21 protein-coding genes are annotated in these 24,285 nt (G+C 40.1%); 8 read left to right on the top strand and 13 right to left on the bottom strand.

The annotated features are described in order from the left end of the window. Window positions 1-4 precede the first annotated feature (4 nt). The 8 genes from rfbA to ACXACM_RS01910 all read left to right on the top strand — a co-directional run bounded on the left by rfbA (window position 5) and on the right by ACXACM_RS01910 (window position 8,982). Window positions 5-883 carry a glucose-1-phosphate thymidylyltransferase RfbA gene (gene rfbA / locus ACXACM_RS01945; protein WP_474819424.1) on the top strand — a complete coding sequence of 293 codons (879 nt, stop codon included), beginning with the start codon at window positions 5-7 and terminating at the stop codon, window positions 881-883. Continuing rightward, a complete protein-coding gene (gene rfbC / locus ACXACM_RS01940; protein ID WP_474819422.1) occupies window positions 883-1,428 on the top strand; it encodes a dTDP-4-dehydrorhamnose 3,5-epimerase in 546 nt (181 codons plus the stop codon). Before rfbA ends, rfbC begins: the two co-directional genes overlap by 1 nt. Before the next feature lie 23 nt (window positions 1,429-1,451). After that, entirely contained in the window at window positions 1,452-2,318 is an 867-nt protein-coding gene (gene rfbD, locus ACXACM_RS01935; RefSeq protein WP_474819420.1) for a dTDP-4-dehydrorhamnose reductase, read from the top strand. A gap of 11 nt (window positions 2,319-2,329) precedes the next feature. Further along, window positions 2,330-3,418 (top strand): dTDP-glucose 4,6-dehydratase, encoded by a 1,089-nt coding sequence (gene rfbB / locus ACXACM_RS01930; RefSeq protein ID WP_474819418.1) that lies wholly within the window; start codon window positions 2,330-2,332, stop codon window positions 3,416-3,418. Between the two features lie 479 nt (window positions 3,419-3,897). Next, window positions 3,898-5,082: an outer membrane beta-barrel protein gene (locus tag ACXACM_RS01925; protein ID WP_474819417.1), complete on the top strand. Its 1,185-nt coding sequence runs from the start codon at window positions 3,898-3,900 to the stop codon at window positions 5,080-5,082. Between the two features lies 1 nt (window position 5,083). Beyond that, window positions 5,084-5,644: a polysaccharide biosynthesis/export family protein gene (locus ACXACM_RS01920; RefSeq protein WP_474819416.1), complete on the top strand. Its 561-nt coding sequence runs from the start codon at window positions 5,084-5,086 to the stop codon at window positions 5,642-5,644. Between the two features lie 12 nt (window positions 5,645-5,656). Further along, the gene (locus ACXACM_RS01915; RefSeq protein WP_474819414.1) at window positions 5,657-7,870 is read left to right on the top strand and encodes a GumC family protein; all 2,214 of its coding nucleotides are present in this window, start codon (window positions 5,657-5,659) and stop codon (window positions 7,868-7,870) included. A gap of 98 nt (window positions 7,871-7,968) precedes the next feature. Beyond that, window positions 7,969-8,982: a nucleotidyltransferase family protein gene (locus ACXACM_RS01910; protein WP_474819413.1), complete on the top strand. Its 1,014-nt coding sequence runs from the start codon at window positions 7,969-7,971 to the stop codon at window positions 8,980-8,982. On the opposite strand, the gene ACXACM_RS01905 is transcribed toward ACXACM_RS01910, so the two are convergent. The 13 genes from ACXACM_RS01905 to ACXACM_RS01845 all read right to left on the bottom strand — a co-directional run bounded on the left by ACXACM_RS01905 (window position 8,962) and on the right by ACXACM_RS01845 (window position 24,284). Continuing rightward, the gene (locus tag ACXACM_RS01905; protein ID WP_474819411.1) at window positions 8,962-9,717 is read right to left on the bottom strand and encodes a WecB/TagA/CpsF family glycosyltransferase; all 756 of its coding nucleotides are present in this window, start codon (window positions 9,715-9,717) and stop codon (window positions 8,962-8,964) included. The genes ACXACM_RS01910 and ACXACM_RS01905 overlap by 21 nt on opposite strands. Window positions 9,718-9,722: 5 nt before the next feature. Beyond that, window positions 9,723-10,994, bottom strand: a complete 1,272-nt coding sequence (locus ACXACM_RS01900) for an oligosaccharide flippase family protein (RefSeq protein ID WP_474819410.1) — start codon at window positions 10,992-10,994, stop codon at window positions 9,723-9,725. 8 nt (window positions 10,995-11,002) lie between these two features. Next, window positions 11,003-12,103 carry a DUF1972 domain-containing protein gene (locus tag ACXACM_RS01895; protein WP_474819408.1) on the bottom strand — a complete coding sequence of 367 codons (1,101 nt, stop codon included), beginning with the start codon at window positions 12,101-12,103 and terminating at the stop codon, window positions 11,003-11,005. After that, complete coding sequence (locus tag ACXACM_RS01890) at window positions 12,081-13,304, bottom strand: hypothetical protein (RefSeq protein ID WP_474819407.1); 1,224 nt, start codon at window positions 13,302-13,304, stop codon at window positions 12,081-12,083. Before ACXACM_RS01890 ends, ACXACM_RS01895 begins: the two co-directional genes overlap by 23 nt. Before the next feature lie 2 nt (window positions 13,305-13,306). Further along, window positions 13,307-14,326: a hypothetical protein gene (locus ACXACM_RS01885; protein WP_474819405.1), complete on the bottom strand. Its 1,020-nt coding sequence runs from the start codon at window positions 14,324-14,326 to the stop codon at window positions 13,307-13,309. 73 nt (window positions 14,327-14,399) lie between these two features. Beyond that, on the bottom strand, window positions 14,400-15,347 hold the full coding sequence (locus ACXACM_RS01880) for a glycosyltransferase family protein (RefSeq protein ID WP_474819404.1): 948 nt from the start codon (window positions 15,345-15,347) through the stop codon (window positions 14,400-14,402). Next, window positions 15,340-15,990, bottom strand: a complete 651-nt coding sequence (locus ACXACM_RS01875) for a sulfotransferase family 2 domain-containing protein (RefSeq protein ID WP_474819403.1) — start codon at window positions 15,988-15,990, stop codon at window positions 15,340-15,342. Before ACXACM_RS01875 ends, ACXACM_RS01880 begins: the two co-directional genes overlap by 8 nt. Next, window positions 15,990-17,300, bottom strand: a complete 1,311-nt coding sequence (locus ACXACM_RS01870; protein ID WP_474819401.1) for a BNR-4 repeat-containing protein — start codon at window positions 17,298-17,300, stop codon at window positions 15,990-15,992. The genes ACXACM_RS01875 and ACXACM_RS01870 overlap by 1 nt, the downstream gene beginning before the upstream one ends. 1,031 nt (window positions 17,301-18,331) lie before the next feature. Then, the gene (locus ACXACM_RS01865) at window positions 18,332-19,045 is read right to left on the bottom strand and encodes a metallophosphoesterase (RefSeq protein ID WP_474819400.1); all 714 of its coding nucleotides are present in this window, start codon (window positions 19,043-19,045) and stop codon (window positions 18,332-18,334) included. A gap of 41 nt (window positions 19,046-19,086) precedes the next feature. Further along, window positions 19,087-20,211, bottom strand: a complete 1,125-nt coding sequence (locus tag ACXACM_RS01860) for a pectinesterase family protein (protein ID WP_474819399.1) — start codon at window positions 20,209-20,211, stop codon at window positions 19,087-19,089. Further along, window positions 20,204-21,661, bottom strand: a complete 1,458-nt coding sequence (locus tag ACXACM_RS01855; protein WP_474819397.1) for a glycoside hydrolase family 28 protein — start codon at window positions 21,659-21,661, stop codon at window positions 20,204-20,206. Before ACXACM_RS01855 ends, ACXACM_RS01860 begins: the two co-directional genes overlap by 8 nt. Beyond that, entirely contained in the window at window positions 21,658-22,626 is a 969-nt protein-coding gene (locus tag ACXACM_RS01850) for an alpha/beta hydrolase fold domain-containing protein (RefSeq protein ID WP_474819396.1), read from the bottom strand. Before ACXACM_RS01850 ends, ACXACM_RS01855 begins: the two co-directional genes overlap by 4 nt. Before the next feature lie 5 nt (window positions 22,627-22,631). Continuing rightward, window positions 22,632-24,284, bottom strand: coding sequence for a glycoside hydrolase family 43 protein (locus tag ACXACM_RS01845; protein ID WP_474819395.1), 1,653 nt, complete (start codon window positions 24,282-24,284; stop codon window positions 22,632-22,634). Between the last annotated feature and the right edge of the window lies 1 nt (window position 24,285).

The raw sequence follows: 24,285 nt of genomic DNA, 5'->3' as shown, positions 1-24,285 counted from the left end.
TTGAATGAGAAAAGGAATTATACTTGCGGGTGGATCTGGTTCACGCCTTCATCCGTTGACCAAAGTGGTAAGTAAACAGTTAATGCCAGTTTACGATAAACCCATGATTTATTACCCATTATCGACTTTGATGATGTCGGGTATTAAGGACATCCTGATAATTACTACCCCACAAGAACAAACTCGATTTATAGAACTGTTAGGTGATGGTTCATCTTGGGGACTAAACATAGAGTATGCTGTACAACCCTCGCCGGATGGGTTAGCTCAAGCTTTTTTAATCGGCGAAGCCTTTTTGGGAAATAGCCCTAGTACTTTGATATTAGGGGATAACATTTACTACGGGCACGACCTATCTGTGTCGCTTAATAGTGCAAGTTCGCTCTCGCGCGGTGCAACTGTTTTTGGCTATCATGTGACCGATCCAGAACGTTATGGCGTGGTTGATTTCGACAATGAATGGAACGCGCTTTCGATCGAAGAAAAGCCATCTACTCCAAAATCCAACTATGCAGTAACAGGCCTCTACTACTACGACAGTCGTGTTGTAGATTTTGCGAAAGAAGTTAAACCGTCTCACCGTGGCGAGTTGGAAATCACCGACCTGAATAATATGTATTTGCAAGATGGTTCCCTGAAGGTAGAACTATTGGGTCGTGGTTCTGCCTGGCTTGATACAGGTACACTAGACAGTTTGCTAGATGCTGCAAACTTCGTGGCTGCTATAGAAAAGCGACAAGGGCTTAAGATCTGTTGCCCGGAAGAAGTAGCTTTTAGAATGGGTTATATTGACGCTGAACAATTAGAAAAATTGGCGACCCCGTTATTGAAAAGTGGTTATGGCACGTACCTATTAAAAGTTATTAGAGATAGAGTGAAGTGATGCAAGTAGTTGAAACTGGTATCCCGGATGTAAAAGTTATAGAGCCACGAGTCTTCGGTGATGAACGTGGTTTTTTTATGGAAACCTATCGTACAGATTTATTCAAAGCTGAATGTGCAGACGTTGATTTTGTTCAAGACAACCACTCTAAATCTAAACAGGGTATCTTACGCGGTTTACATTACCAACTAAAACATACCCAAGGTAAATTAGTACGTGTTGTGGCTGGTGAGGTGTATGACGTTGCTGTAGACATGCGAAAAAATTCAGCGACGTTCGGGAAGTGGGTCGGTGTATATTTGTCAGCCGAGAACAACCGCCAATTATGGGTGCCAGCTGGCTTTGCCCATGGTTTTTATGTCACCAGTGAATCGGCTGAATTTGTGTACAAGTGCACAGATTATTATGACCCGAAATCAGAAGTATCGATGAAGTATGACGATCCAACTATTGGTATTGAATGGCCTTTGGTGAATGGCGAAAAGCCCTCGTTGTCAGGTAAAGATGAGACTGGCACCGCATTTGTCGATGCGCCGACTTTTTAAATGCCCTTTTTATAGGAAGAATGATGTCACAATTGGTTGTCATTGGTAAAAGTGGTCAGCTAGCCTGGGAAATCGCTCGTCTTGTGCCTGAAGCAGTTTTTTTGGGGCGTGATGATATTGACATTACGTCCGCAGACAGTATTGCTAAAACACTGGAAGCACTAGCTCCTGCGGCAGTAATTAACGCTTCTGCATATACTGCAGTAGATAACGCCGAAAGCGACCAAGCCAATGCCTATCTGTTAAATCATACTGCCGTAGCAATGCTAGCAACATTTTGTAATAACAATAATGTATTCTTTGTACATGTCTCAACCGATTATGTGTTTAACGGTGAAAAAGGTTCACCTTATACGGTAGATGACATCATTGCACCCGAGGGCATTTACGGCAAATCCAAAGCCGCCGGGGAAGCCGAAACAAAAGCTATTTTGCCCGGGCAAAGTGCGATTCTTCGAACCTCCTGGGTATATTCAGCGCACGGCAATAATTTCGTAAAAACTATGCTGCGATTGATGGCTGATAAGCCGTTGTTAGGTGTTATAGATGATCAGATTGGCAGTCCAACCTGGGGCGAGGGGTTAGCAAAAGCTTGTGTAGAGGCCGCGACTCAAAAAATCGTCGGCGTGTTCCATTGGACGGATGAAGGCGTGTGCAGTTGGTATGATTTTGCAATTGCCATTCAGCAAATGGGCATTGAAAAGGGTCTGTTGGATAAACGAATTCCCATTAACCCTATTCCCAGCAGTGCTTACCCAACACAGGCTAAGCGCCCTCACTATAGTGTTTTAGATAAAATCATTACACGCGAAAAATTTAATACGCCTTTGTTTCATTGGCGCGAACAGCTCAGCATCATGATGGATGCTTTACTCGTCAGAAATTTATAGAAGACTTACGTATGCCAACATCAAAAACAATTATTGTAACCGGTGGAGCAGGCTTTATAGGCTCAGCTGTGGTTCGCCACTTAATTAATGATACAGCCCACAGCGTAGTTAACCTCGACAAATTGACCTACGCGGGTAACCTGGAATCGCTGAAAGAAATCGAACACAGTGACCGTTATCATTTTGAGCAGGTAGACATTTGTAATGGGCCAGAAGTGAAGCGCGTACTAGAAACTTATCAGCCCGATATTATAATGCACCTAGCAGCAGAGAGTCATGTTGACAGATCGATCGATGGCCCGGGTGAATTTATCAAAACCAACATAGTCGGTACCTATACGTTACTTGAGCAAGCACGCAGTTACTTCTCAACGCTAAGTGATGAAAATAAAAATGGATTTAAATTCCATCATATTTCGACTGATGAAGTATATGGCGACCTTCCGCATCCAGATCACTTAGAAGCAGGTACCGTATTACCATTATTTACTGAAGAAACATCGTATGAACCAAGCTCGCCCTACTCTGCCTCGAAAGCGGCATCTGACCATTTGGTTCGAGCGTGGCTGCGCACATTTAAACTGCCAACAGTAGTTACCAACTGTTCAAACAATTACGGTCCATTTCATTTTCCTGAAAAACTTATTCCATTAATAATACTGAATGCCTTGGCCGGTAAACCACTGCCGGTTTATGGAAAAGGTAACCAAATCCGTGACTGGCTGTATGTGGAAGATCACGCCCGCGCTTTGGTGGTGGTAGCCTTAGCAGGTGCTGTAGGCGAAACTTACAATATTGGAGGTCACAATGAAAAGCAAAACCTTGAAGTGGTGCACACAATTTGCGACATTCTCGACGATGTAAAACCTAAATCACAAGGTAGTTATCGCGACCAAATCACCAATGTAGCCGATCGCCCTGGACATGACATGCGATACGCCATCGACGCCAGTAAGATTCAAAAAGAGCTTGGTTGGGTGCCCCTGGAAACTTTCGAATCTGGCATAAAAAAAACTGTAACATGGTACCTGAATAACAAAGCTTGGTGGGAGGCCGTATTAGACGGCAGCTATCAAGGAGAAAGACTAGGCGTAGAGTAGTTTTAAAAGCGACGTTTTTTTTTAATTCAATCTGTATTGGATTACTGTAATAATGGCCGGAACTCGTAATGCAATGGAAGTGTAGGGTAAGTTAGAAGATGACACAAAAATAGTGAGTTTGAAAAAGCATTAAGTAGCCTTTTAAGCAGAATGCAATCAGCGCGAGTGAAGAATTTTAAAGAATGTGAACTTGCTCTCCTGTTACGTGTGCTCGATGGTCGCAGTTGGAAGAAGCATTTCATAATTATCTATGCTAGAAATCTTCCTTCTTCATTTCCAAACCGCCATACCTCATCTGAAAATTAGGACGAAGCGGTTTGGAAAGTTTAACAGCACTTATCACTAGAATATTCACAGCTGACTAACTTTACACTTAAGCGAAGTTTGGAATACTTGTCCTGTACTTGATAAAGTTGGCTATAAGGCGCTGCTATATATACAGGGTTTCAAGTTCGGGTCTGGAATTGGTTTTAGGGTTTATGGAAGTAACAAAAATGCGTGAGCGTACTATATTTACAATATCAGCAATTACTTTAGCTCTTTATGGTTCATTAGCTATCGCACAGGATAATGCGACTGGCTTTATTGCTAAAGCAGATGCGACACTAGCACATGATGACAATATTTACCGGGTGACAGATGATCTCGCACAATCTGACACTTATCTTGCGATTGCCCCTGAACTACAGCTGATTGGCGGTTCAGGGAAGCAACGCTTCGAAATAAGCTATAAAGGTGATTACGCTAAATTCGATGATATTGAAGACGCTAATTACATTGATCATGACATTCGTGCAAGCCTTGATTTTGAACATACACTTCGATTTAGTAGTAAATTTGCTGCGGGATATCAAGATGAACATGAAGACCCAGGTGCCTTCGACCGAATACAGCTAGACATAACCGAATACAACAAATTTAATCAAAAGTATTTGCTGGCTGGTATGTCATACGGTCAAATAGATGCGATAGGACGATTTGAATTCGATTACAGAAGAAATGACAAAAACTACACCAACAATAATTTAGAAGCTCTTAATTTTATTAGTGACCGCTATACAGCACGATTCACATATAAAATGGCGCCGAAAACTCGTCTTTATGTCGAAACTGTCTATACAGATTTTGATTATGAGTCAGTAAATGGCTTTGAACTGGATAATACGTACAAGCGTTATAGAGCAGGGTTAACTTGGGACTTTACCAATAAACTAACCGGCGATATTAACGTTGGTTATCAAGACAGGGATTATAAGCTGGATACCCTGCGTGATATTGATGGATTAGCCTATAATGGCGAAGTTACATGGTCAATTAACACCTTCACTAAACTTGAGTTTGTTGCCAAAAGAGAATCTATTGACTCATCGTTAGAGCAAGCTGGTGGTTTTTTGCGCACTACTTATGGTATCGGTTTGAATCACTGGTTAACTAAATTGTTAAAAGTTAAAGCTAACGCCGGTTATGGGACTGATGAACTGGTGTTCAGTGCCGCTAGAGAGGATGATCGCTTCGCATCAATGTTAGCGCTTGAATATCTTATTCTTAATAATGTAACACTTGGAATGAGTTACAAGTACGAAAAACGTGATTCAACTAATTTGTTGGCAGAGTACAAAGCCAATACTATTAGACTAAATATTATCATTTCATTGGATGATTAAAATGCAAAACACAGATAAGTTCACCAGAGCGATTACAATCTACTTTATCCTCATTGTTAGCATGTTTTCTACCACGTTTTCCAACGCAAACGCCCAAGACTTGAAGCATTACAAACTAGGCGCAGACGATGTTATATCCATCAGTGTTTTTGACGAACCAGATTTAAGCTTGCGAGAAGTTAGAGTCTCGAGTACCGGTGCTATCGCAATGCCATTGATAGGACAAGTAAGCGTTAAAGGTTTAAGTATCTCAGAAGCGGAGCAGGCTATTCACGATTTGTTTCTAGGTGACTATTTGAAGAAACCTGATATTACAATAACTATTGTCGAATACAGGCAGTTTTATGTTAATGGTGAAATTAGTAAGCCAGGGGGTTATAGCTACCGGGAAGGTATGACAGTCCAGAGAGCGATAACATTGGCTGGCGGCTTCACGGAGCGAGCGTCACGAAGCAAAATATTGCTCGTAAGAGAAAATTCGGATGGTACGCCACAAACGGTTGATCTTACAACGGCCGTTCAGCCTGGCGACGTTATTACAGTAGAAGAAAGCTTTTTCTAAAGGAATTGAAGAATGGAAAGGATGGATAGTTATCCAGCTCGGACAAAAAATGATAGTGACGTGATTGACTTAGGGCAGTACATCCGCATTCTGAAACGTCGCAAGTGGAGTATAGTGCTACTTACAGTAAGTTTCGTTTTACTCGGAATTTTTTACATTTCGAATGCAACGCCCGTATACCAAGCATCTGCAAAAATTCAAGCTGACCCGTTACAGCCAAATTCTTCTGCTCAAGATCAATTTATCATGAACTCTATGGTGTTTCTATTTTACGAAACACAATATGAAATTATACAGTCGCGTAAAGTTGCAGAAACCGTTGTGGACAAGGTGGATTTAGTTTCGCGTTATAAGAAAGAACAGGCCGAATTAAAAGCTTCGGGTGAAAGTGAAAGCTTGTTAACGTTATTTCAAGATAAAATCAAATCTTTGTTGCCAGCTGGAGAAAAGAACAAGGAAACAATTAAGCCGAATGACGAGCAATTAAAAACTATGCTTGCGCAAGCAATTCAAGCTGGTTTGGTGGTTGAAGGTGGTACCCAAAGTCAAATTATAAATATTAGCTACTTGCATGAAGATCCTCTCTTAGCCGCTGAAATAGTTAACGCTACAAGCGAGGCCTACATACAATTCGGACTTGAGGCTCGATTAAGCCAAATCAAAGATACGGCAGAATGGCTAACCGAGCAGTTAGAAGAGTTAAGAATCACGTTACAAGAATCTGAAGATAAAGTACGGAATTTCAGATTGTCGCAAAACTTAATGGATACCGAACAGCAACAACGTATCACCAATACTCAGTTACAAACCTTAAATACAGAGTTGGTAAGAGCCCAAACTCAATTATCACAAGCTCAGGAATTATATTCACAAGTTATTCAGGTTGAACGTAATGGTGGCGACTATCGCTCATTAGGCCCTGTGTTACAGAGCAATACGATTCGAGACCTTGTAAGAGAAGAATCAACGTTAAACCGGAAAGTTAAAGAACTTAGTGAGCGCTACGGAGAAAAACACCCAAAAATGATAGCCGCTAGGTCTGACCTCGCCAGTGCATTGGTAAATCTAGACCGAGAAGCTGCGAAAATTGTTGAAAACATAAAAAACGAATACCGTTCGGCACAATCGCAGGAACAAAACATTCGTGAATTGATTGATCAAACAAGAACGGAGTTACAAAGCTATCAAGGCGATAGTTTTGAGCTAACACGACTTGAAAGAGAAGTTGAAAATAATCGTCGAGTGTATGAGAGCTTCCTAGGTAAATTATTGGAAGCAGATGTAACTGGAGAGTATGACGCTTCAAACATTCGTATCATCGATAGTGCAACAATCCCAGAATTTCCAGTCAGACCAAGGGCTTCACTTATTATTGCCGCGAGTTTAGTCTTTGGATTGTTCTTTGGAATTGTATATGCCTTTGTACGAGAGTTAATGGGTGATGTTTTTAGAACACCTGATCAACTAGAGCAAGAGCTTGTTTTGCCTTCATTAGGAGTAACACCTTTAGTTAAAAAGAAGAAAAGCTCTGTGCCTCCAGAAAAGCAGTATATTGCAGACCAGCGAAGTACATTTGCAGAAGCCATAAATACAATAAGGACTGGCCTAATTTTTTCTAATATAGATAATCCACCTAGGTCAATTTTGATAACTTCGACAAACGGTTCGGAAGGTAAAACTACGTTGGCGATTAATCTGGCAGTTGCATTGAGTCAAATGGACAAGACATTATTAATTGAAATGGATTTACGTAAACCTGCTGTAGGGCGGGATTTGGGGATTAAAGCAGAGTTGGGTTTAAGTGATTTGCTGAGCGGCAAAACTGACAACAATGTGTTTCATCAGGTTGACGGAGCACCAAATTTAAGCGTTATTACATGTGGAACCATTCCCCCAAACCCGATGGAGTTATTATCTAGTAAACGTTTCGCAAATCTTCTGCAGACATTGCGTGAACGCTTTACTCATATAGTTATAGACAGCCCACCTACGTTGCCAGTAAGTGACTCTTGTGTTTTAGCTAAAATGGTTGATGCAACAATAGTTGCCGTAAAGGCAGAAGAGACTAAAATTACTATGGTCAAAGAAACTATCTCAAGGTTGAAAAAAGTGAATGCAACAATTAGCGGCGTTGTATTAACACAAGCGTCACCACAAAAAATGAGCTACTACGGTGAACACTATTACCAGGATAGTTATTATGGTGAAGAGCCAGAGAAATCTTGAGGACAGTTCTTTAAATAGCAGCTTCTTTCTAATTTGGCGCCATTGGGCGCCAAATTAGTATTGAAGTTTAATCAGTTTTGAGATTGCATAGAAAACTAATGAAATCCACAATTGAAGAAACACATTTTTTTTATCGCCACTTTTTTCAAACTAATCTTTGTGTCAGAGATAAAAAAAGACTCATTGAATTTGCGGTAAAGCATTCTCATTTGAACAGATTTACGGCTTTGCTACCAAATAATAATCTAGAAAATATCAACCTACAGCAAGATGTAGAATCAAAGTTTAAAGCTATTAGAATGGCTATTATTGCCACCAATATCAAACAACAAGCATTTATTAGAAGTTTAACGAAAATTCTGGAAGAACAATCAATAGAAATAATTTTGTTAAAATCTTCAGCTTTGAACGGTTATATATATACAGATGGCCTTTATAGAGGTAATTCGGACATAGATATACTTGTAAGCCCTGAACAAAGGAACGCCTTAGAAGAAATACTGGGCAATTTTGCAAGAATACACCATTTAAATAATCCTCAACCTTTCGATGGATTGTATGAGAACACATGGATAAGTAAACAAGATCCAACACTATTCCTGGATGTGCATACGTCTTTAACTAACCCTAAACTATATGCTATTAGCCTTGCAGATATTCAACAACAAAGTCTTTCACATCCAACTTATAAATCCGAAGCAATTCGTATGATGTCTCCAGAACATAACTTTATTCATGCTGGCCTGCATATCTTAGGAGACGGTTATATACCTCACCATAGTCTTCTAGATGCTATGGCTATATATCTGAAAGAGGACTTAGATTGGGGATTCATCGAGGCAACAAGTAATAACTGGGGATGCTCATTAATAACTAAATTACTTCGAACTGAACTAGAGAATACATTTTTGATAAAGAGTAGCGTCAAGAAAACTAAAACCGAGGGAGGACGCTTAAAAATTGGAAGGAGAATACTTTCCAAGCACTATCCAACTAAAACTATCAGAAGGAAAATACAGCAAGCGTTGTTGCAGATTACGCTAGTTGATAATCTTTTAAAAGTTATGACTACTCAAGTCGATTACATTCGATTAAGACTTTTTGGTCATTAATCTTGCTCGTATAAGGTAGAAAATAATTTGCGGGCAATTTATAAAATAACGCTTGAAACGCTTACTTGGTGATTGAGTAAACCTAAATAACCATTCTAAATAAATGGCTTGGATAGCTTTAGGCGCCCTTTTCTCTTTACCTGTTAAATAGTCTATTGATGCCCCCACACACAGTATAACTCCGTGATTAATTCGTTTCTGAATTTTAGCTGCAATGATCTCTTGCTGAGGGCTCCCGACAGCCAAAAAAACGAGATCTGCTTCTGAATTTGTAACAAAATCAATTGTTTTGTTAACTTCGCTAGCATCTTTGATGAAATCCATAGGGGGCTCATAGTGCGCTAAGAGGGTCGAATCGAGACGATAAAGCTCAACTAACTTGGTTATCTCATCAAATTTAGAACCAACGATCGCTATTTTACGCTTATGAATAATATGATTGTTAAACAGAAGAGCGGTAAGATCACTACCGGTTACGGTTTTTATTTTAATACCGAAAAACAAAATAACCAGCAAACTCAAAATCCGACTATCATTAACGCAATAGTCTATATGCTGATAGATTTTCTTAATTTCCGTATTCTTTTCAATTCTGACGAAATGATCTATGTTGGGAGTGGCCAAACTAAAACTGTCACCTGAAAGAACTGAATTTACTATCCATTCTGAAACATCATCAATATCACTATTAAGCAAGGAAATATCGAATAATTGAAAATAATTAGTTATTGCCACGTTGCCTACCTATTTGCCCATGCCATCAACATGTTAATTCCAAGACGTTTTTTGACCCAATGCATTGCAAGCAAATTCTGCATAGCAATTGCAGTTGCGACTGCAATTGCTGCCCCAAGACCGCCTAAAGTAGGGACTAAAGCGACAGATAAACTGATCACAAGTAATCCACTAATAATAGAAGAATTTCGTAAATCCTTCTCATTACCTGTCATTGACAATAAGTAACCTACAGAACCGGTTATAGCGTTGATAAATTGACCTGCAGACAAAATCTGTAGGTAAATAGCGGCGTTATCAAACTCTTCGCCAAATAAAGATAATAACTCTTCAGGAAACAGGAACATTCCAACAAAAATCGGAAGTGAAACAACACTTAACAATCTTGCTGAATAATATGCGACACTGGCAAGTTCTTCATGATTTTCCGACCTATGTAAGTGCGCAAATTTTGGAGCCACCACAGTGTTAATTGCTGTAAGGACGAAAATCATTAACATAGCAGTCCGTTGTGCAGCAGTAAAAAGAGCTACTTCCGACGATGTTGACCAAATACCGAGAAATATGTTGCCAGACCACTGAATCAATTGACCGACAAACATGACAAACCATAATGGCAAACAACTAGAAAGAAGTAATCGCCAACTAATTGGATCACCTTGATCCCGAGGTAGTTCACGAAACCAAAAAAGCAAAGCGAGGAGAGTAGTTAATACTGAAGCTAATATAAAAAAGCACGGTAGCTCTGATGGTAAAAGATCGCCCCAGAGGATGAATGAAACCATAATTACATTAGTTGAGACATTAAGAATTAAGACTGAAAGTATGGTCTTATGCCTGGCTTGAAGACCCATTGCTAATAATGCCGATATAGACAGCAAAGTTATAAAGGGGCTCATAACTCTTAGATAGGACGTCAAGCGCTCATCTTTAAAAACTATTTGTGCTATAGAATCTGCAAAAAGGAAGAAAATTACAGACAAAAATATAGATGTAATAAAAACTAATACTAAACTTTTGTTCATTACATTATTTACTGTATTCCATTCACCTGCAGATGAAGAACTTCCAATAAATCGTAACAATGTATTATCTAAGCCGACCCTTGCTAGTACCGCAGTTAAGCTAAAAACACTGAAAGTTAAAAAAAATAACCCTGACGTATCAGGGCCGTAGTTGCGAGTTAAGATAATAGAAAAGATAAGCGCTGCAATTGCTCCGAAACTTCTTACTATCAGACTCAGCAATGCAGAAAAAAAAACGGGGTAATTTTTCATCAGGCAGGCTACTTTAAAAAACGTAAAAGCAATTCTTCATACTGTTTTAAAATTTTTTCCCATTGAAAATTAGCATTAAAATTAGTACGAGTAGCTTGCGACAAAGAGTGAACTAATTCCTTGTCTTTAAAAAGAAGTTGGAATGCGTCAGAAATGTCATTTTCGTTATTGAAATAAACAGCCCCATCTTTTGCTACCCAACGGTTGAACTGATTGTCGTGTGCCAAAATTGCATTCCCTGCACCTAGAGATTCAACTAAGGACGGGTTTGTACCACCAACTGTGTGTCCGTGTACATAGCAACAAGCATGAAAGCGCAATGCACTAACGACTTTTACATCATAAATCGCACCTGCGAACAACACTTCACGAGAAGCAGACTCTAACACTTGCCGATGATAGGAATTTTCTTTATCGTATTTACCTAAAACGACAAGTTTTTTATCGCGTTTACAAGATGAGAACCCTTTAACTATCTCCAATAAAGAATTTTCGGGCTCTGGTCGTGCTATGACTATCGCATACTCTCCGGGTATTAAACCAAATGGTTCAATTAAAGAAGCATCTGCAGAAAGTACTTCAAGGCCACCATATGCAATGGTTTCGATTTTTTCTCGATTAACCCGACTAGCGAGGTGATCAGCAATTATGGGATGATCTGCAACCAAATGATTTCCAAACCAACAACCGAACCTTTCATTTAACCAAAACCAAGTTTTAGCTATCGGGCCCCATTTGTCACGCTTCCACTCAATACCATCCATGTTAATGACATTTGGGATTCCTTTTAATCTGTAAAAAAGATTAAATAACGCAGTATTATAACCAAGTGTTAATATCAAAGTATCATATTTTAGGCTATGAATTATCGAGTTGAAGTCGAACCGAACGGTGCCAAAAGCGCCGTCGTTTAGCTCCGGAATTGTAATGAGTTGTATGCCTTGCCACATAGTTTCACTATATGTGGTATTGAGATTTCCTTGACAATATACAGTTACATCCCAACCTCGTTTTACTAAATACAATGCTAAATATTCAGCAAATGTTTCAAACCCTCCGTGGGCAGCAGGTAACCCGCGAATTCCACTAATAATTACCTTTTTTTCCATAATTAAACTCCCTAATTTTAAAAAGTGAAATCCAAACTGCTGAATAAAGAATAATGCTAGCTTCGTGATTATCAATTAAGTTAGAAAAGAAACTGACCCAACATATTGCAAAAACATTGAGTGTCCCAAAAATAGCCCAAGACTTATTAACAAGATAACTAGAATTGAAGTATAGTATTAGACTAAAAATTAGCGTTACTTGAAGAAGACAAAATATAATCCCTCCAAAAGTCAATGACATTAAAAAGTTATTATCTATAAAGAGAATCAGATAACCCAAATTTTCAAAAGAGGACTGTAAGGTATAATCACCAAAAAAGTAGGAGATGAAGCCTCCATCGATAAATTTATCGATGAAATAACCCCATTGATAAAAACGAGAGCCCATCGTCTGCGATGACATAACACCCTCTTCAAACTTTCCGTCGGTAATCAATGTGATAAAAGAAAAAGGTAAAGCTAAAAATAAAAAAAACAAAACAATACGAATTAAAGATGAGAACCTCACTCTATGACGCAGAAGTGGGAAGATGAAAATCATTAGAATCAACAAAATATATGTTTTTCTAACAAATGTTAAATATAGAAAAATTAACAAAATTGCACTAGTTAAAATGAACTTAAGTGAAATCTTAGAAAAGCATAATAGCATAGCTAAGACAGAGATGAGGAAAACCCCAAAATTATTTGCACTTACAAAGATTGAAGGTATGCGAGCTTCGCCCTGAAACAACGAAGATTTAAGTCGTTCATTGAAATATAAATATTCGATATTGTAAATGTAATTTACGGCAATGTATTGCCAGAGGGCAACAATCAATATAGTTGCAAGGACAAGATAATAATAGTTAAAGTTAAATTTCTTTTTTACGTAACATTTTGCAATTAGGTAAGGCCCTGTTAAATTAAAGGTCACAGTCAAGAATGGATAAATAAATTGACTTAAATTTCCTTGATTTACAAGTTTAAAAAACCAAAATAACGAAACAATTAGAAACGTAGCAATCAGTAAAAATAATATTTTTTCAGGCGTACTATATGTTAATTTAATATCATAAACGAAGAAAGCCAAATAAATGTATATCAGAAGGGTGAATAAGAGATATAAAGTATCCGGAAAATTAATTGAAAACTCTGCAAATAAAAAAGAAAGAAAAATGCCTAATAAATATGGGAAAAATACAGGTAATAATAGAGGCATATCTATAATTTCAACCTTTCTAAAAATGGAATCAATCTTTCACTCCAATAAAGCGCAAGATCTGAAAAATCTTCTTTTCTAGCTTCAAGTTCTAAGGTAGCTTCAGCTAATTCTTTAAAATCAGAGTTTTCATATTTAATTAGACACTTATGTGTCATATCAAAATCATATGAAGATAGTACATATTTGTTAGAAGCAAAATACTGGAATAGTTTCAAGGGTGATTCATCATGTAGTAATGATACTTTGTACGGTATCAGGCCAACTTTAAAGCGTTGTAGAATAGAAAATACGTTTTTATAAACGAAAGGACCATGGCAGTATACATTTAGTGAGATTAACTGATCTCTTACAGAAGTATCATAAAATTCGCCAAAAACGCCTACAGTATAACCACTTTTAACCAATAACTTGATTTTTTCTACATCAAATTTATTTGTAACAAAGCCAATAAAACCAAAATCAAATTCAAAACTAGAAGGACTTGGTTCTTTTGACAGTTCTGAACAAAAATCATCGAGTATTGCGTTTGGTAGAACTTCACCATCAGGGAAGCTGGCCAGTGATGTTTTACTAACGCCCGTAATAACCTTGTTGAAAGCCATTGAGGCCATTAACTCATACTTTTTCCTTACTGACTCCTTTTCACGGTCCTTAAAACGGTTATGTTTGACAAAATTGTCAATAAGATCATACCAATATAAAGTTTGATCATAACACCATTCGGGCAATTGCGCGTTAGGCAAAAAATCTAAGATAACGTGCTTACCAGGTTCCTGTTTATCAAATGCTTTCTTGTAACATTTAGAATACAAACTTTCAAACCACACTCTGCCTTTAATTGGTCCGAAGATTGAAGGCACAAAAGAACTAACGAACACAACTTTATTATTTAAATGCTTGCTTATTCTGGGGTATGAAAGCTTTCGCCGCTTCAACATCACCTCAAGCAAAGAACTTGGGCGATTATAGACTACTATTTTCTTTACGAACTCTAAATCAGATAACGTTTTAATAATCATTAAGTCCCTTACGATAGGACCATATCGCTCGAGAAATTCGTAATCCCTATAAGGGAAAACATGTATAGTCAACTCATCTGAAATCAAAACCTTTATCTCCGAGGTTATTTTTAAAACCATCTACAATCGCTCTGTATACTAGTTTTAAAGGAATAGAAGTTCTCCAGCCTGCTTTAGTAAATGCTCTGAAAGCCACAAATGCAGATATAAAAAATAAAAAATTAAGCCAAAATAGTAAAGATGTACGTCTTGAGCAATCAAACGCGACTTGATTTCTAATACTGTAAAATGCTCTCCATCTTTCATTAGTAGTCAATATTCTTGTAATTACATTACCCTTACTTGATACATTCCAAGATTCCTCATAGTCATTAATACTGATACTATCAATGATTCTCAAACCAAATTTCTTACTTATCCTAGAAGTGTATTCAGTATCATCACAATATAAAAAATACTGACGGTTGGGAAGAATAGGAGATCGCAAAACATTTTCGCTTATAAGAAGTCCACCATATGGACACCAGGGGAAGTTGTACGAGTTAAGGTCTATCGTGTTAGGCTTTAAAAATTTTTTCTTTAAAATCCTCAAAATATCAAAACCGAGAAAGGAATTGTTTTTTGCGAAAAATATGGAAGGATCTTTGCCATTTAATGCTACATCCATATAACTTCTGCCAGAACGATAAAGAAAATAAGCTGGGTAGGATAAACGAATACTAGTGAGGGAATCTACGACAAAATTATCATCATCCAAAAGTAAATAGTAATCGTATTGGTAGTTCCTTGCCTCAATAAGCCCCGCATGAAATCCACCCGCAGATCCAGAGTTTTGTTTAACTCGCTTGAGAATAACATTATCATATTTTAATTCAGAGAGCTTGTTATAGTATTTATCAGTCACACCATTACAAACAATTAAAATATCCAAACCTTGACTTATTGCGGTTTGGTAAGCTCCATTGGAAATTTCATCAAAGCGATCACCATATGTAACGGTAACTATTAATATTCTATTCATAATTTAGTCTTTTGAAATCTCGTTGATAATATTCTCTTATAATCGACTTAGAATTATCTGATAGAATTATTGGCTCTGATTTTTTGTTAGCGTTTATATGTTCTAGTTTTTGCTCAATATTCAATTCTGTGAAAATAGTTTTCATATCATCTTCTAGATTTTCATATTTTCCAATGAAATCGACCATGATATTACCAAAAAAGTCCTCGATAAAAAGTGTTTGCGGTATAAAATGTTCAATAACACGCCCATATTTACTTAGGCCACCTAATTCAATGAAAGAATTTAAGTCGTCGTATTTATCAAGGTACTTCCGGCACCAATACTTATCTATTTCAGATTTTCCACCAGACTTGAGATAGTAAAATGCTGATATAATTCTATCTTCCGGGTGGCGGACGACGGTAAACTTAAAATAGTTTTTAAATTTTTGTTTATCCCTTCGGTAGTATTCTCTCCACGTGTCATGATTTGAATAATCAATATCAAAGATCGCTCTAACTATGGACATGCCAGCTGCTTTAGGAATATGGATAAAAATTGCTTTTTTCTCAATGCAATGTAAAGGCATAGGTTCGATATGAGCTTTTATTTTTTTAAATTTTATTATTTGCTCGTAATTAAAAAATTGCAAATAGTTCATTACTCGGCTCCAAACAGCTTCCATCTACTAATAATTTTTCGTTCAGAGAGTTCAAAAATCCAATATTCTCCATCACCACTCTCTCCCTCTCGTGCCATCATAAGTAACTTATTTTTATAACGTATAAATTTTGGATAGGTATAGCGACTGTCTGGCGGCTCCACTAGTGTGTTAACTAAATTTCTTCCGTCTATAACATATATTTTTAATTGATCGTTATGTAAGTTTCCGGTTATCCAAAGTAAATCTTGGTGATATACCATCTCTATGTTGTTGTGTGAATCCCATTCATTATTTGCCGGATCCAAAACTATCATTTTCTCTACTTTATTATCTTTAACTATAGATAACGTTAACTCTTTATTTTTATTATAGTGAGTAAAGTACAAAACATCATTTTTAACATAAGCTGCAAATGAAGCCTGAGAACCTGCCCAAACCTTAAGGTAATCATTATCTTGATCTTTTAAGAACTCTGAAGTAGTGCTGTTTGAGAATATTACTTTTGATAGATAGTTAGATTCATTACAGCTTTCATCAATAATACATTGTGGTTTTCTGTCTCCATTGTTAGCTTTTGCAGCCCATGAAAGATATACCTCATCTAAATCGATCATCTTGTATACATCTAGGTATCTTGTTAATAATTCAGATTCAGTATTGCTTTTGAGTAAATCACTTCTTCGTTCAACCTTTAGAATGTTTAGATCATCATCATAGGTAAATTTTCCGTCACTATTCATCTCCTCACTACATTGTTTTAATTTATTACTCACATATTGAAAAATTTCTCCCTTATTTTTAAATATTTGCGAAAATTTTATACGGCCTACATCTTTTATAGTTCCTAATTTTTCTGTATCTATGTGTTCACAGTTATTTGTTATTATTTGTCTTTTCCATTCACAATTTTCGAGAATCGAGTTTGCTATTTGTGTCCCATTATTGTTGTTTATTATGTAGGTTATTACAATCTTTCCGTTAACAAATGATAACTCTTGTCTGCTGTTTAAAAGTCCACTATAAATGGATCTCCAACGTTTAGTAGTTTTTCCGTACACAACTGTAAATAGCTTATTGTTATCCAATGGTACAATTGCTTCGCTGTCGCATGTTCGCCAAGTTTTAAGGTCGACTGATGTTGCATAAGATAGATTATACGTTGTATTTGCATACTTCGTATCTCTCCACATCCAGATCATATGAAAGCCTGTTTCATCTACATATGGGCCGACTGGATATGCACTGGCGGCTTCTGTAACGCCTATTGGGTTTGTAAGTATTATAAAAAGCAACATTCTAATGAACATAAATGTTTATTAATTCCTTAACCGTTCTCAAAAATACAAGTTTTAACGATTTTTAGTTTTATATACATACTTTTGGCATAGATTTTGATTTTCTGATTTATGGTTTCATATTAATTCTTGAGTGCTTTGAGTAACTATTTTTAGTATACTCAAAACCAGAATTTTTACTGTCAGTAATACTACGATGGAAACTATTATTTTTATGCTAAAATGTGAACTTTACAATTAATGATTTTTTAAGTTTATATTTCAAATATCCTTATCCTTATCCTCGGTTTTGGTGATTAATATCACATCTTAGCTCTAAATTTTTATTGCAATAATTAGGGGGTGCTTTTTTCAAATAATCTTTACTTCTATCATTTTAAAAGTAGTTTCTCACTTAATACATTATTAAGCTTGCCCTCACAACCCAATATAGAGAAAAGTAAAGTCATTTAAATCAATCAAACATAAAGAATAGATAAGTGAAAAAATTATAGTTTTATCTGTGAATTAATGGTTTTTCCCTATCCACCTAAAATCAACCATTGGTAATTTCTATTTCTATTTCTATTTCTATTTCTATTAAATTCGCTCAATAGTTGTCGTAATAGTAGTGTCATTTAGTGACATTCCTATGAATCATCGTGGTACTCATTGTCTAACTTTACTTCGTTACTTTCGTCGTTCAAGCGAAATTACTGCTTTTTCGTGTAGGTCCATTTGCTATAAGCATATAATAATTTTTAAACTGGTTGACTTTATAAGGCAAACTGTCATGTTCTTAAAATCAAGGAAAGGTGTTCGAGCTGTACCTTCTCATTTACCATTAGCTTTTTTGGTTACAGCGTTGTGAAAACCAATTACGAAGTCATGTACCTACTGTGTTTTTGTGCCATGGATCTAATAAAGCTCTAGGCGCGTCTTGTTTCAAATATTTAATTATTCGCAATACACTATTAATTTTTGTCGCTAGGTATAGAGAGATAACGAACACAATAAAAATCGCACAGCTAGTATAATAGTCACACCATTGGATTCTTTCGTATCTAACTTTCTTTAGCGTTAATGGGGCAATTAGCCGCTATCTCCCCAACCTCCAAAACCGTCGGCATCCCATAATAACTAGTATCAATATGCAACGAATTCCCTATCCAAATCGGCGTTTGTGTTGAGTTGTGGCCGTGTATAGAGAAATCCACACCGTGGTTTACCTTGTTTAACTTTTTGTTGAAACGCTCTCTGTCCCACAGTAGCGGCGTTACACAGGCTTCAGTGCTACCTGGAAAATGTTCCCAGCTCCATGTTGGCGGAAGTGTGTGAGAAATGCCAATCTTTTTTCCACGGTAGTCCAGTGTTATGGCAAGTGGTTGCTGTAAAAACCATTTGCACATGCTCACCAGGGTCTCGAATTTGGCGGTTTGGTGCCACATGCCGCCGTTTTGTGTCCATAATCGCATGGTGAAACTGTCGCGGCTAAGTAAGGCTTCTAACATCATGTGTTCATGGTTGCCGAGTACCACATGCGCGCCAATACTTTTCATGTAGTCAACCAGCTTGGCGCTGTCTTCGCCCCGGTCGATAATATCGCCCAGGCTGAACAGCACATCTTCTTCCGGGTTGAAGTTCACTTTGTCGAGTTGGGTTTGCAGGCGTTGGAAATCGCCGTCTAAATCGCCAACTACAAACACCCGTTTATCATCTTCAATAGTGATGTGTTTATGTAACGGGGCTTTACTAATGGCGGTTGTTTTTACGTTCATACACTGCGAGTTTTGCTTATTTAGCGCACTAGTGTATGTGGTTAATCGTCGTTTTTCAAAGGTTCCCAGCCATCCAGTATGTTGTAGGCGGAATAAATGGCTTTTTGCTTCTCTGAAAGTTGTGGGCGCTTGTCATTTATTGCTGCGCCCGGGCCCGAGCTACCAAACTCTGCAAACCGCGCATCATCAATAGGCGAAAAGTTTTTTCTGCCCCCTTCTTTGGTGCTGCCACCCATGGTTGCCCAGCCGTCGTCGGCAATGTGCTTGTCCATCCAGGTATTAATGAAAGTGGCACTACCCATTGCAAACGGGTTGGCATAGCGGCCATCGTCGAATGTTGTGGTGGGGTGCCATGGGCGACCCAGTGGCACTGAATTGTCGGGCACGCCGTCTTCCCGGGTTAATTTGCAGTTCACAAAGGTTAAACCAAATGCATCAGTAATAAGTGTACTTGGGGCCGTAACGTAACCTGTGGTGGTCATACTTTTAGCCCGTGGGCGCGACACTATATTTACACTGTCAAAATAGGCATTGCCGTTGCCAAAAATAAAATCTACGTTGCCGCGAATTTCGCCACCGTGAAAGTAGCTACGGCCGCCTTGCACGTAAAGGGTATCCTGATAGCCCAGCAGGTGAACGTTATCTACCAGGGTTTTGTCGGTATATTCTGCCAGCTTCAGTGCCACGGCTTGCGAGCCTGGTTTTTTGTTTGGGTCGTCCTTTTCCAATGCGTCGTTAGCCAGAAAGTCGAAGGCATTTTCAATGGTAAGGTTGGCCAGTGTTACATTGGGGCGGGTTACCTCAACCGTGGCGGTACGAAATGTGCCCCAGGTTTCGTCGCTGTCTGGCGATACCGGCTTACCGGCGTAACGGTCGAAAACAATTTTGGTTTTCTTTGGTCCTGCGCCTATTAGCGTAATGTTGGGTTTGTTTATCACCACGTGTTCGTAGTATTCCCCGGGCGCGATGGCAATAATCCAGTCACCCTCAGCTGGAGCGGCGTCGATGGCGGCCTGAATTGACGTGGTGTGGGGTTGGTCTAAGGCGGTGCTGGCTACAAAGGCATCGGCTTTTATGTTCGGTGGTAAGAAGTCGTGAGAGACATCTTTACTACAACCAGCCAAAGCAACCAGTACCGTAAATAGTAAGCAACGAGCATTAAACATTTGGTAATTCCACTGTTTTTCCGTTAATTCGGATATTTTCTTGAGAGATATTATCTATATTCTCAATAATGGAGGAATTATCAACCTTCTCGAAGGTAAGATTTTTCAACGACACGCCGGTAATGGGGGTGTGATCGTAGCCGCGCAGCACAAACGCCCGTTGTGCATGTTGCACATACAGGTTCTCAATACGAATATCTTCTAACTTGGGTGTAAAGTTACCCACATCACCTTCTTCGTAGAAAAAGTTTATAACAATGGCGTCTTTTACCTGGCCAACCCGAATGTGGCTGTAATTGAGGTTCTGTAAATGCCCGCCCCGAATAGAGTTGGTTTTTATGCGAATGGCGCGGTCGAGATCGGGGCTACTCATTTCGCAATGCTGAGCATACAGGTTTCTTACACCACCAGAAATTTCGCTGCCAATTACCACGCCGCCGTGACCGGCTTTCATGGTGCAGTTGTTGATAAGAATATTCTCACAGGGCTGACCAACCCGCCGCCCGTCAGCATTGCGGCCACTCTTTATGGCAATACAATCGTCACCCGTATCGAAAGTGCAGTTCTCAACGAGTACATCGGTACAGGCTTCCGGGTCGCAACCATCAGAATTGGGGCCATAGCTGTTGCAGTAGATGTCGCGCACGGTTACGTTCTTACACAGCACGGGGTTAACCAGCCAGAATGGTGCGTTGCGAATAGTAACGCCAGAAATCAGGACATTTTTACAGCGGTATGGCTGAATAAAGGGCGGGCGCAGATAATTTTCCTCAAAAACACGCTGTGCAACCGGTACTTCGTCTTCGGCCATTTGACGCAGCGGGTCACGGGTGAACTTCTGGTTTTCTACCGGGTGGTCTCCCCACTTTGCATTTTTCCATTTGCCTTTCCATGGCCACCATTGTGTGGGGCTGCCACCACCTTCCAGGGTGCCTTTACCGGTAATAGCAACATTGGTTTCTTCAAACGCGTAAATCAGTGGCGAATAACCCATTAATTCTGTGCCTTCCCAGCGGGTAAACACATAAGGCTTGTAGCGTTCAGGCTCGGGGATGAAGTGCAACACAGCGCCTTTAGCAATATGCAGGTTAATGTTCGATTTCAAATGCACAGGGCCGGTGTAAAACTCGCCTGCAGGCACTTCTACTGTGCCGCCTCCCTTATTTGCAACATCGGCTATGGCTTCGGCAAGCGCGGTGGTAGCGTCGTGGTTTTTGCCCGGTTTAGCGCCGTACTGGGTAATTTGAACGCGCAGTGGCGGAAATTCCGGTGGCTTAATGCGCTGGCGAATTTTTCTGGCTTCTTCATTCCAGGTTAACCCCGTGCCCGCATCTTTGTTTATTGCCTGATTAACACCAGACGAGCAACCCGCAGCACCAAGATAACCAACGGTAGCTAAGCCTGAGCCTGCAAATTTTAATAGTGAGCGTCGAGTGGGTTGGAAAGTCATTTTTGAACTCCTTGGGCATGCTGGCTTAGAAACTGATGAATTCGATTTGCTGTTTCTGTTAAGTAGGGGTCGAACAGCCAGAATGTGTGAATAATAGTGTCGTACTGAAAATACTGGTTCGCAATGTCATAGTTGCCGAGCTTTTCCAATACTTCATCTTTGCCAGCGGTAAAACGCATTTGACCGCTGCTAATGATAAGCATGGGTGGCGATTGTGGGTGAATATGCTTTGCAGTAGACGCTTCTACCCATTTTTCGCGGGTTGTTTCCATAGCGCCGCCAAACCACATTCCGGCAGCAGATTTATCCTTGCGTTTATTTTCATTGGCAATGGCTAACGGATGGGTAAAATCCAGTACGCCGTCTAAATCAATAACCGCGTTCACAGCGGTATTGCCAAGTGCTTTGGTTCTAAAAAGCGGTGTATGCGCCGTGTTGCCAATAAGTGCTGCCATATGACCGCCAGACGAACCGCCACCAATGGCAAGCTTGGTCGCATCGAATCCCAGGGCGTCAGCTTGCGATTTTGCATATGCAATGGCGTGGTTAATGTCGATGAGTCCGGCGGGGTAGGGCGCTTCCATCGACAACCGGTACTCTGGGGTAAAAACGACGTAGCCTTTTTGTGCCAGCAGGTTAGCCAGCGCGTAAAAGTGACTTTTATTGCCCGAGCGCCAGCCGCCACCGTGAATAAGCATTACTGCCTGATCTATGGCTTTGTCCGCAGCGGGCAGAAAGATGTCAGTGTGAAGCTCTCTTCCGTCTGCAGTGTGATAGTGTCGGTCGAAGGCAATGCGCTGGCCTGCTTCCAGCGTTAACTCAGGTAGCACAAGCTCAGGGTGGTCAGCCTGATATTTTTCAAAACGCTGAGACACAGTATAGCTGTCGTCTACCGGATATTCGGTGCTCACCGCCACAGTGGCGGTGGCCCAAAACACACTGATCAATGCACTAATGTATCGCATTGCACTTACCTTAAGCGGGGAATAAAGCGGAAGTAATCGGCCTGCAGTTGCGTATTGCGGCCATCAACGGTTAAGCTGAATAAACCGGTCTTCGCGCCTACCCACCGGCCACGACGGGCCTTAAACTGCTCTCCAACAGTAGTGAAGCGTGCATCTTCACCGGTGCGATAAGCAAAAATTGCAGTGGCATCGTCAGCCATAATATAACGCAGTTCCAGTTGCTCTGGCTTATCGGTTACACCGTGTAGTTCATTAATGGGGCCATAGTCATGTACCGACTCATCACACCCTGTTCGAGCCTCTTTGCACTGCACGTAAACTAAATGATTCTTCCCGTCTATGGGTTTTACGCCTAACCAGGCGTAGTCTTCTCCGAACAACAACAAACCGCCTTCGGCTTGCTGTTCAGCCGGTAACAGGGTAATTGCCGTGCGTACTTCAAAGCTTTGCGCGGGTAACTTTTGCAACATTAACGATGGTGTCATCCACAAGTTATCGCCTGTTTCCGGTACTTTGGGTTGGCCGTGTAGTGTCAGCATGCCGGTATCAGCGTTAATGTTGTACCACTCGTGGCTGTAGTTCGCATTCCACTGCCATTGTATACCCAGAGATTGATTAAACTCGTCGGTGGTGGGCTGTGGCTTAATATTTCCCGGGCGGCGGGTTTTCGGTTTGTTGTAGCTGTAAACCGGTGTGCCGACACCGTCGTTATCGTCATCCACACCAATCACCGGCCAGTCGTTTTGCCAGGTTACCGGCTGCAAGTGCACAATACGGCCATAGGCTTTGCGCGACTGGAAATGAATAAACCAGTCTTCGTTTTCCTGCGTGTGTATCCACGAGCCCTGGTGAGGGCCGTTGATAAGAGAGTCGTTTTGATCCATCACTACCCTGGCTGTATAGGGCCCGGTGATGTTTTCGGCGCGAAATACCGATTGCCATCCCGTTTCCACGCCGCCAGCCGGCGCGAAAATATAATAGTAACCGTTGCGCTTATAGAACTTCGGCCCTTCTAAAGTGCGATAGCCCGGTATGGTGTGTCCATCAACCACATTGGTGTAGGTATCACTTACATTGGTGGCGTCGTTTTCCATTTCCCGCAGGCTAAGCACGTTGTTAAAGCCAGCCCGGCTTTTTGCCCAGCCGTGTAACAGGTACGCTTTACCGTTGTCGTCCCACAATGGTGTAGGGTCAATAAGCCCTTTACCTGCAAGAATACGACGGGGTTTGCTCCAGTCTCCCGCCGGATCAGTGGCGGTGGTCACATAAATGCCAAAATCGGGGTCAGGGTAAAAAATCCAGAACTTCCCGTCGTGATAACGGATATTGGGTGCCCACACACCATTACCGTGCTGGGGCTTTGCAAAAACGTCCTGCGGTACCTGTTGTGGCAGGGCGTAGTTGATGAGGGTCCAGTTTACCAGGTCGGTAGAATGCAGAATTGGGAGCCCAGGTGCGGCATTGAAGCTGGATGCTGTCATATAGTAGTTGCCGTCAACTGCCACAACATCTGGGTCGGAATAGTCTATGTGTAAAATTGGGTTGCTATAAGTGCCATCGCCGTTGTCGGCAATCCAAAGCCGGTTGTCGCTGGCATTGGCTGCAACGCCAGCGGTGGCCATACAAAAACCCAGTAATGCAGATAACAATGGTTTCATG

The organism is Alteromonas sp. AWQ4_252, from assembly GCF_056158205.1.
This window is presented reverse-complemented; position numbering and strand designations above follow the sequence as displayed.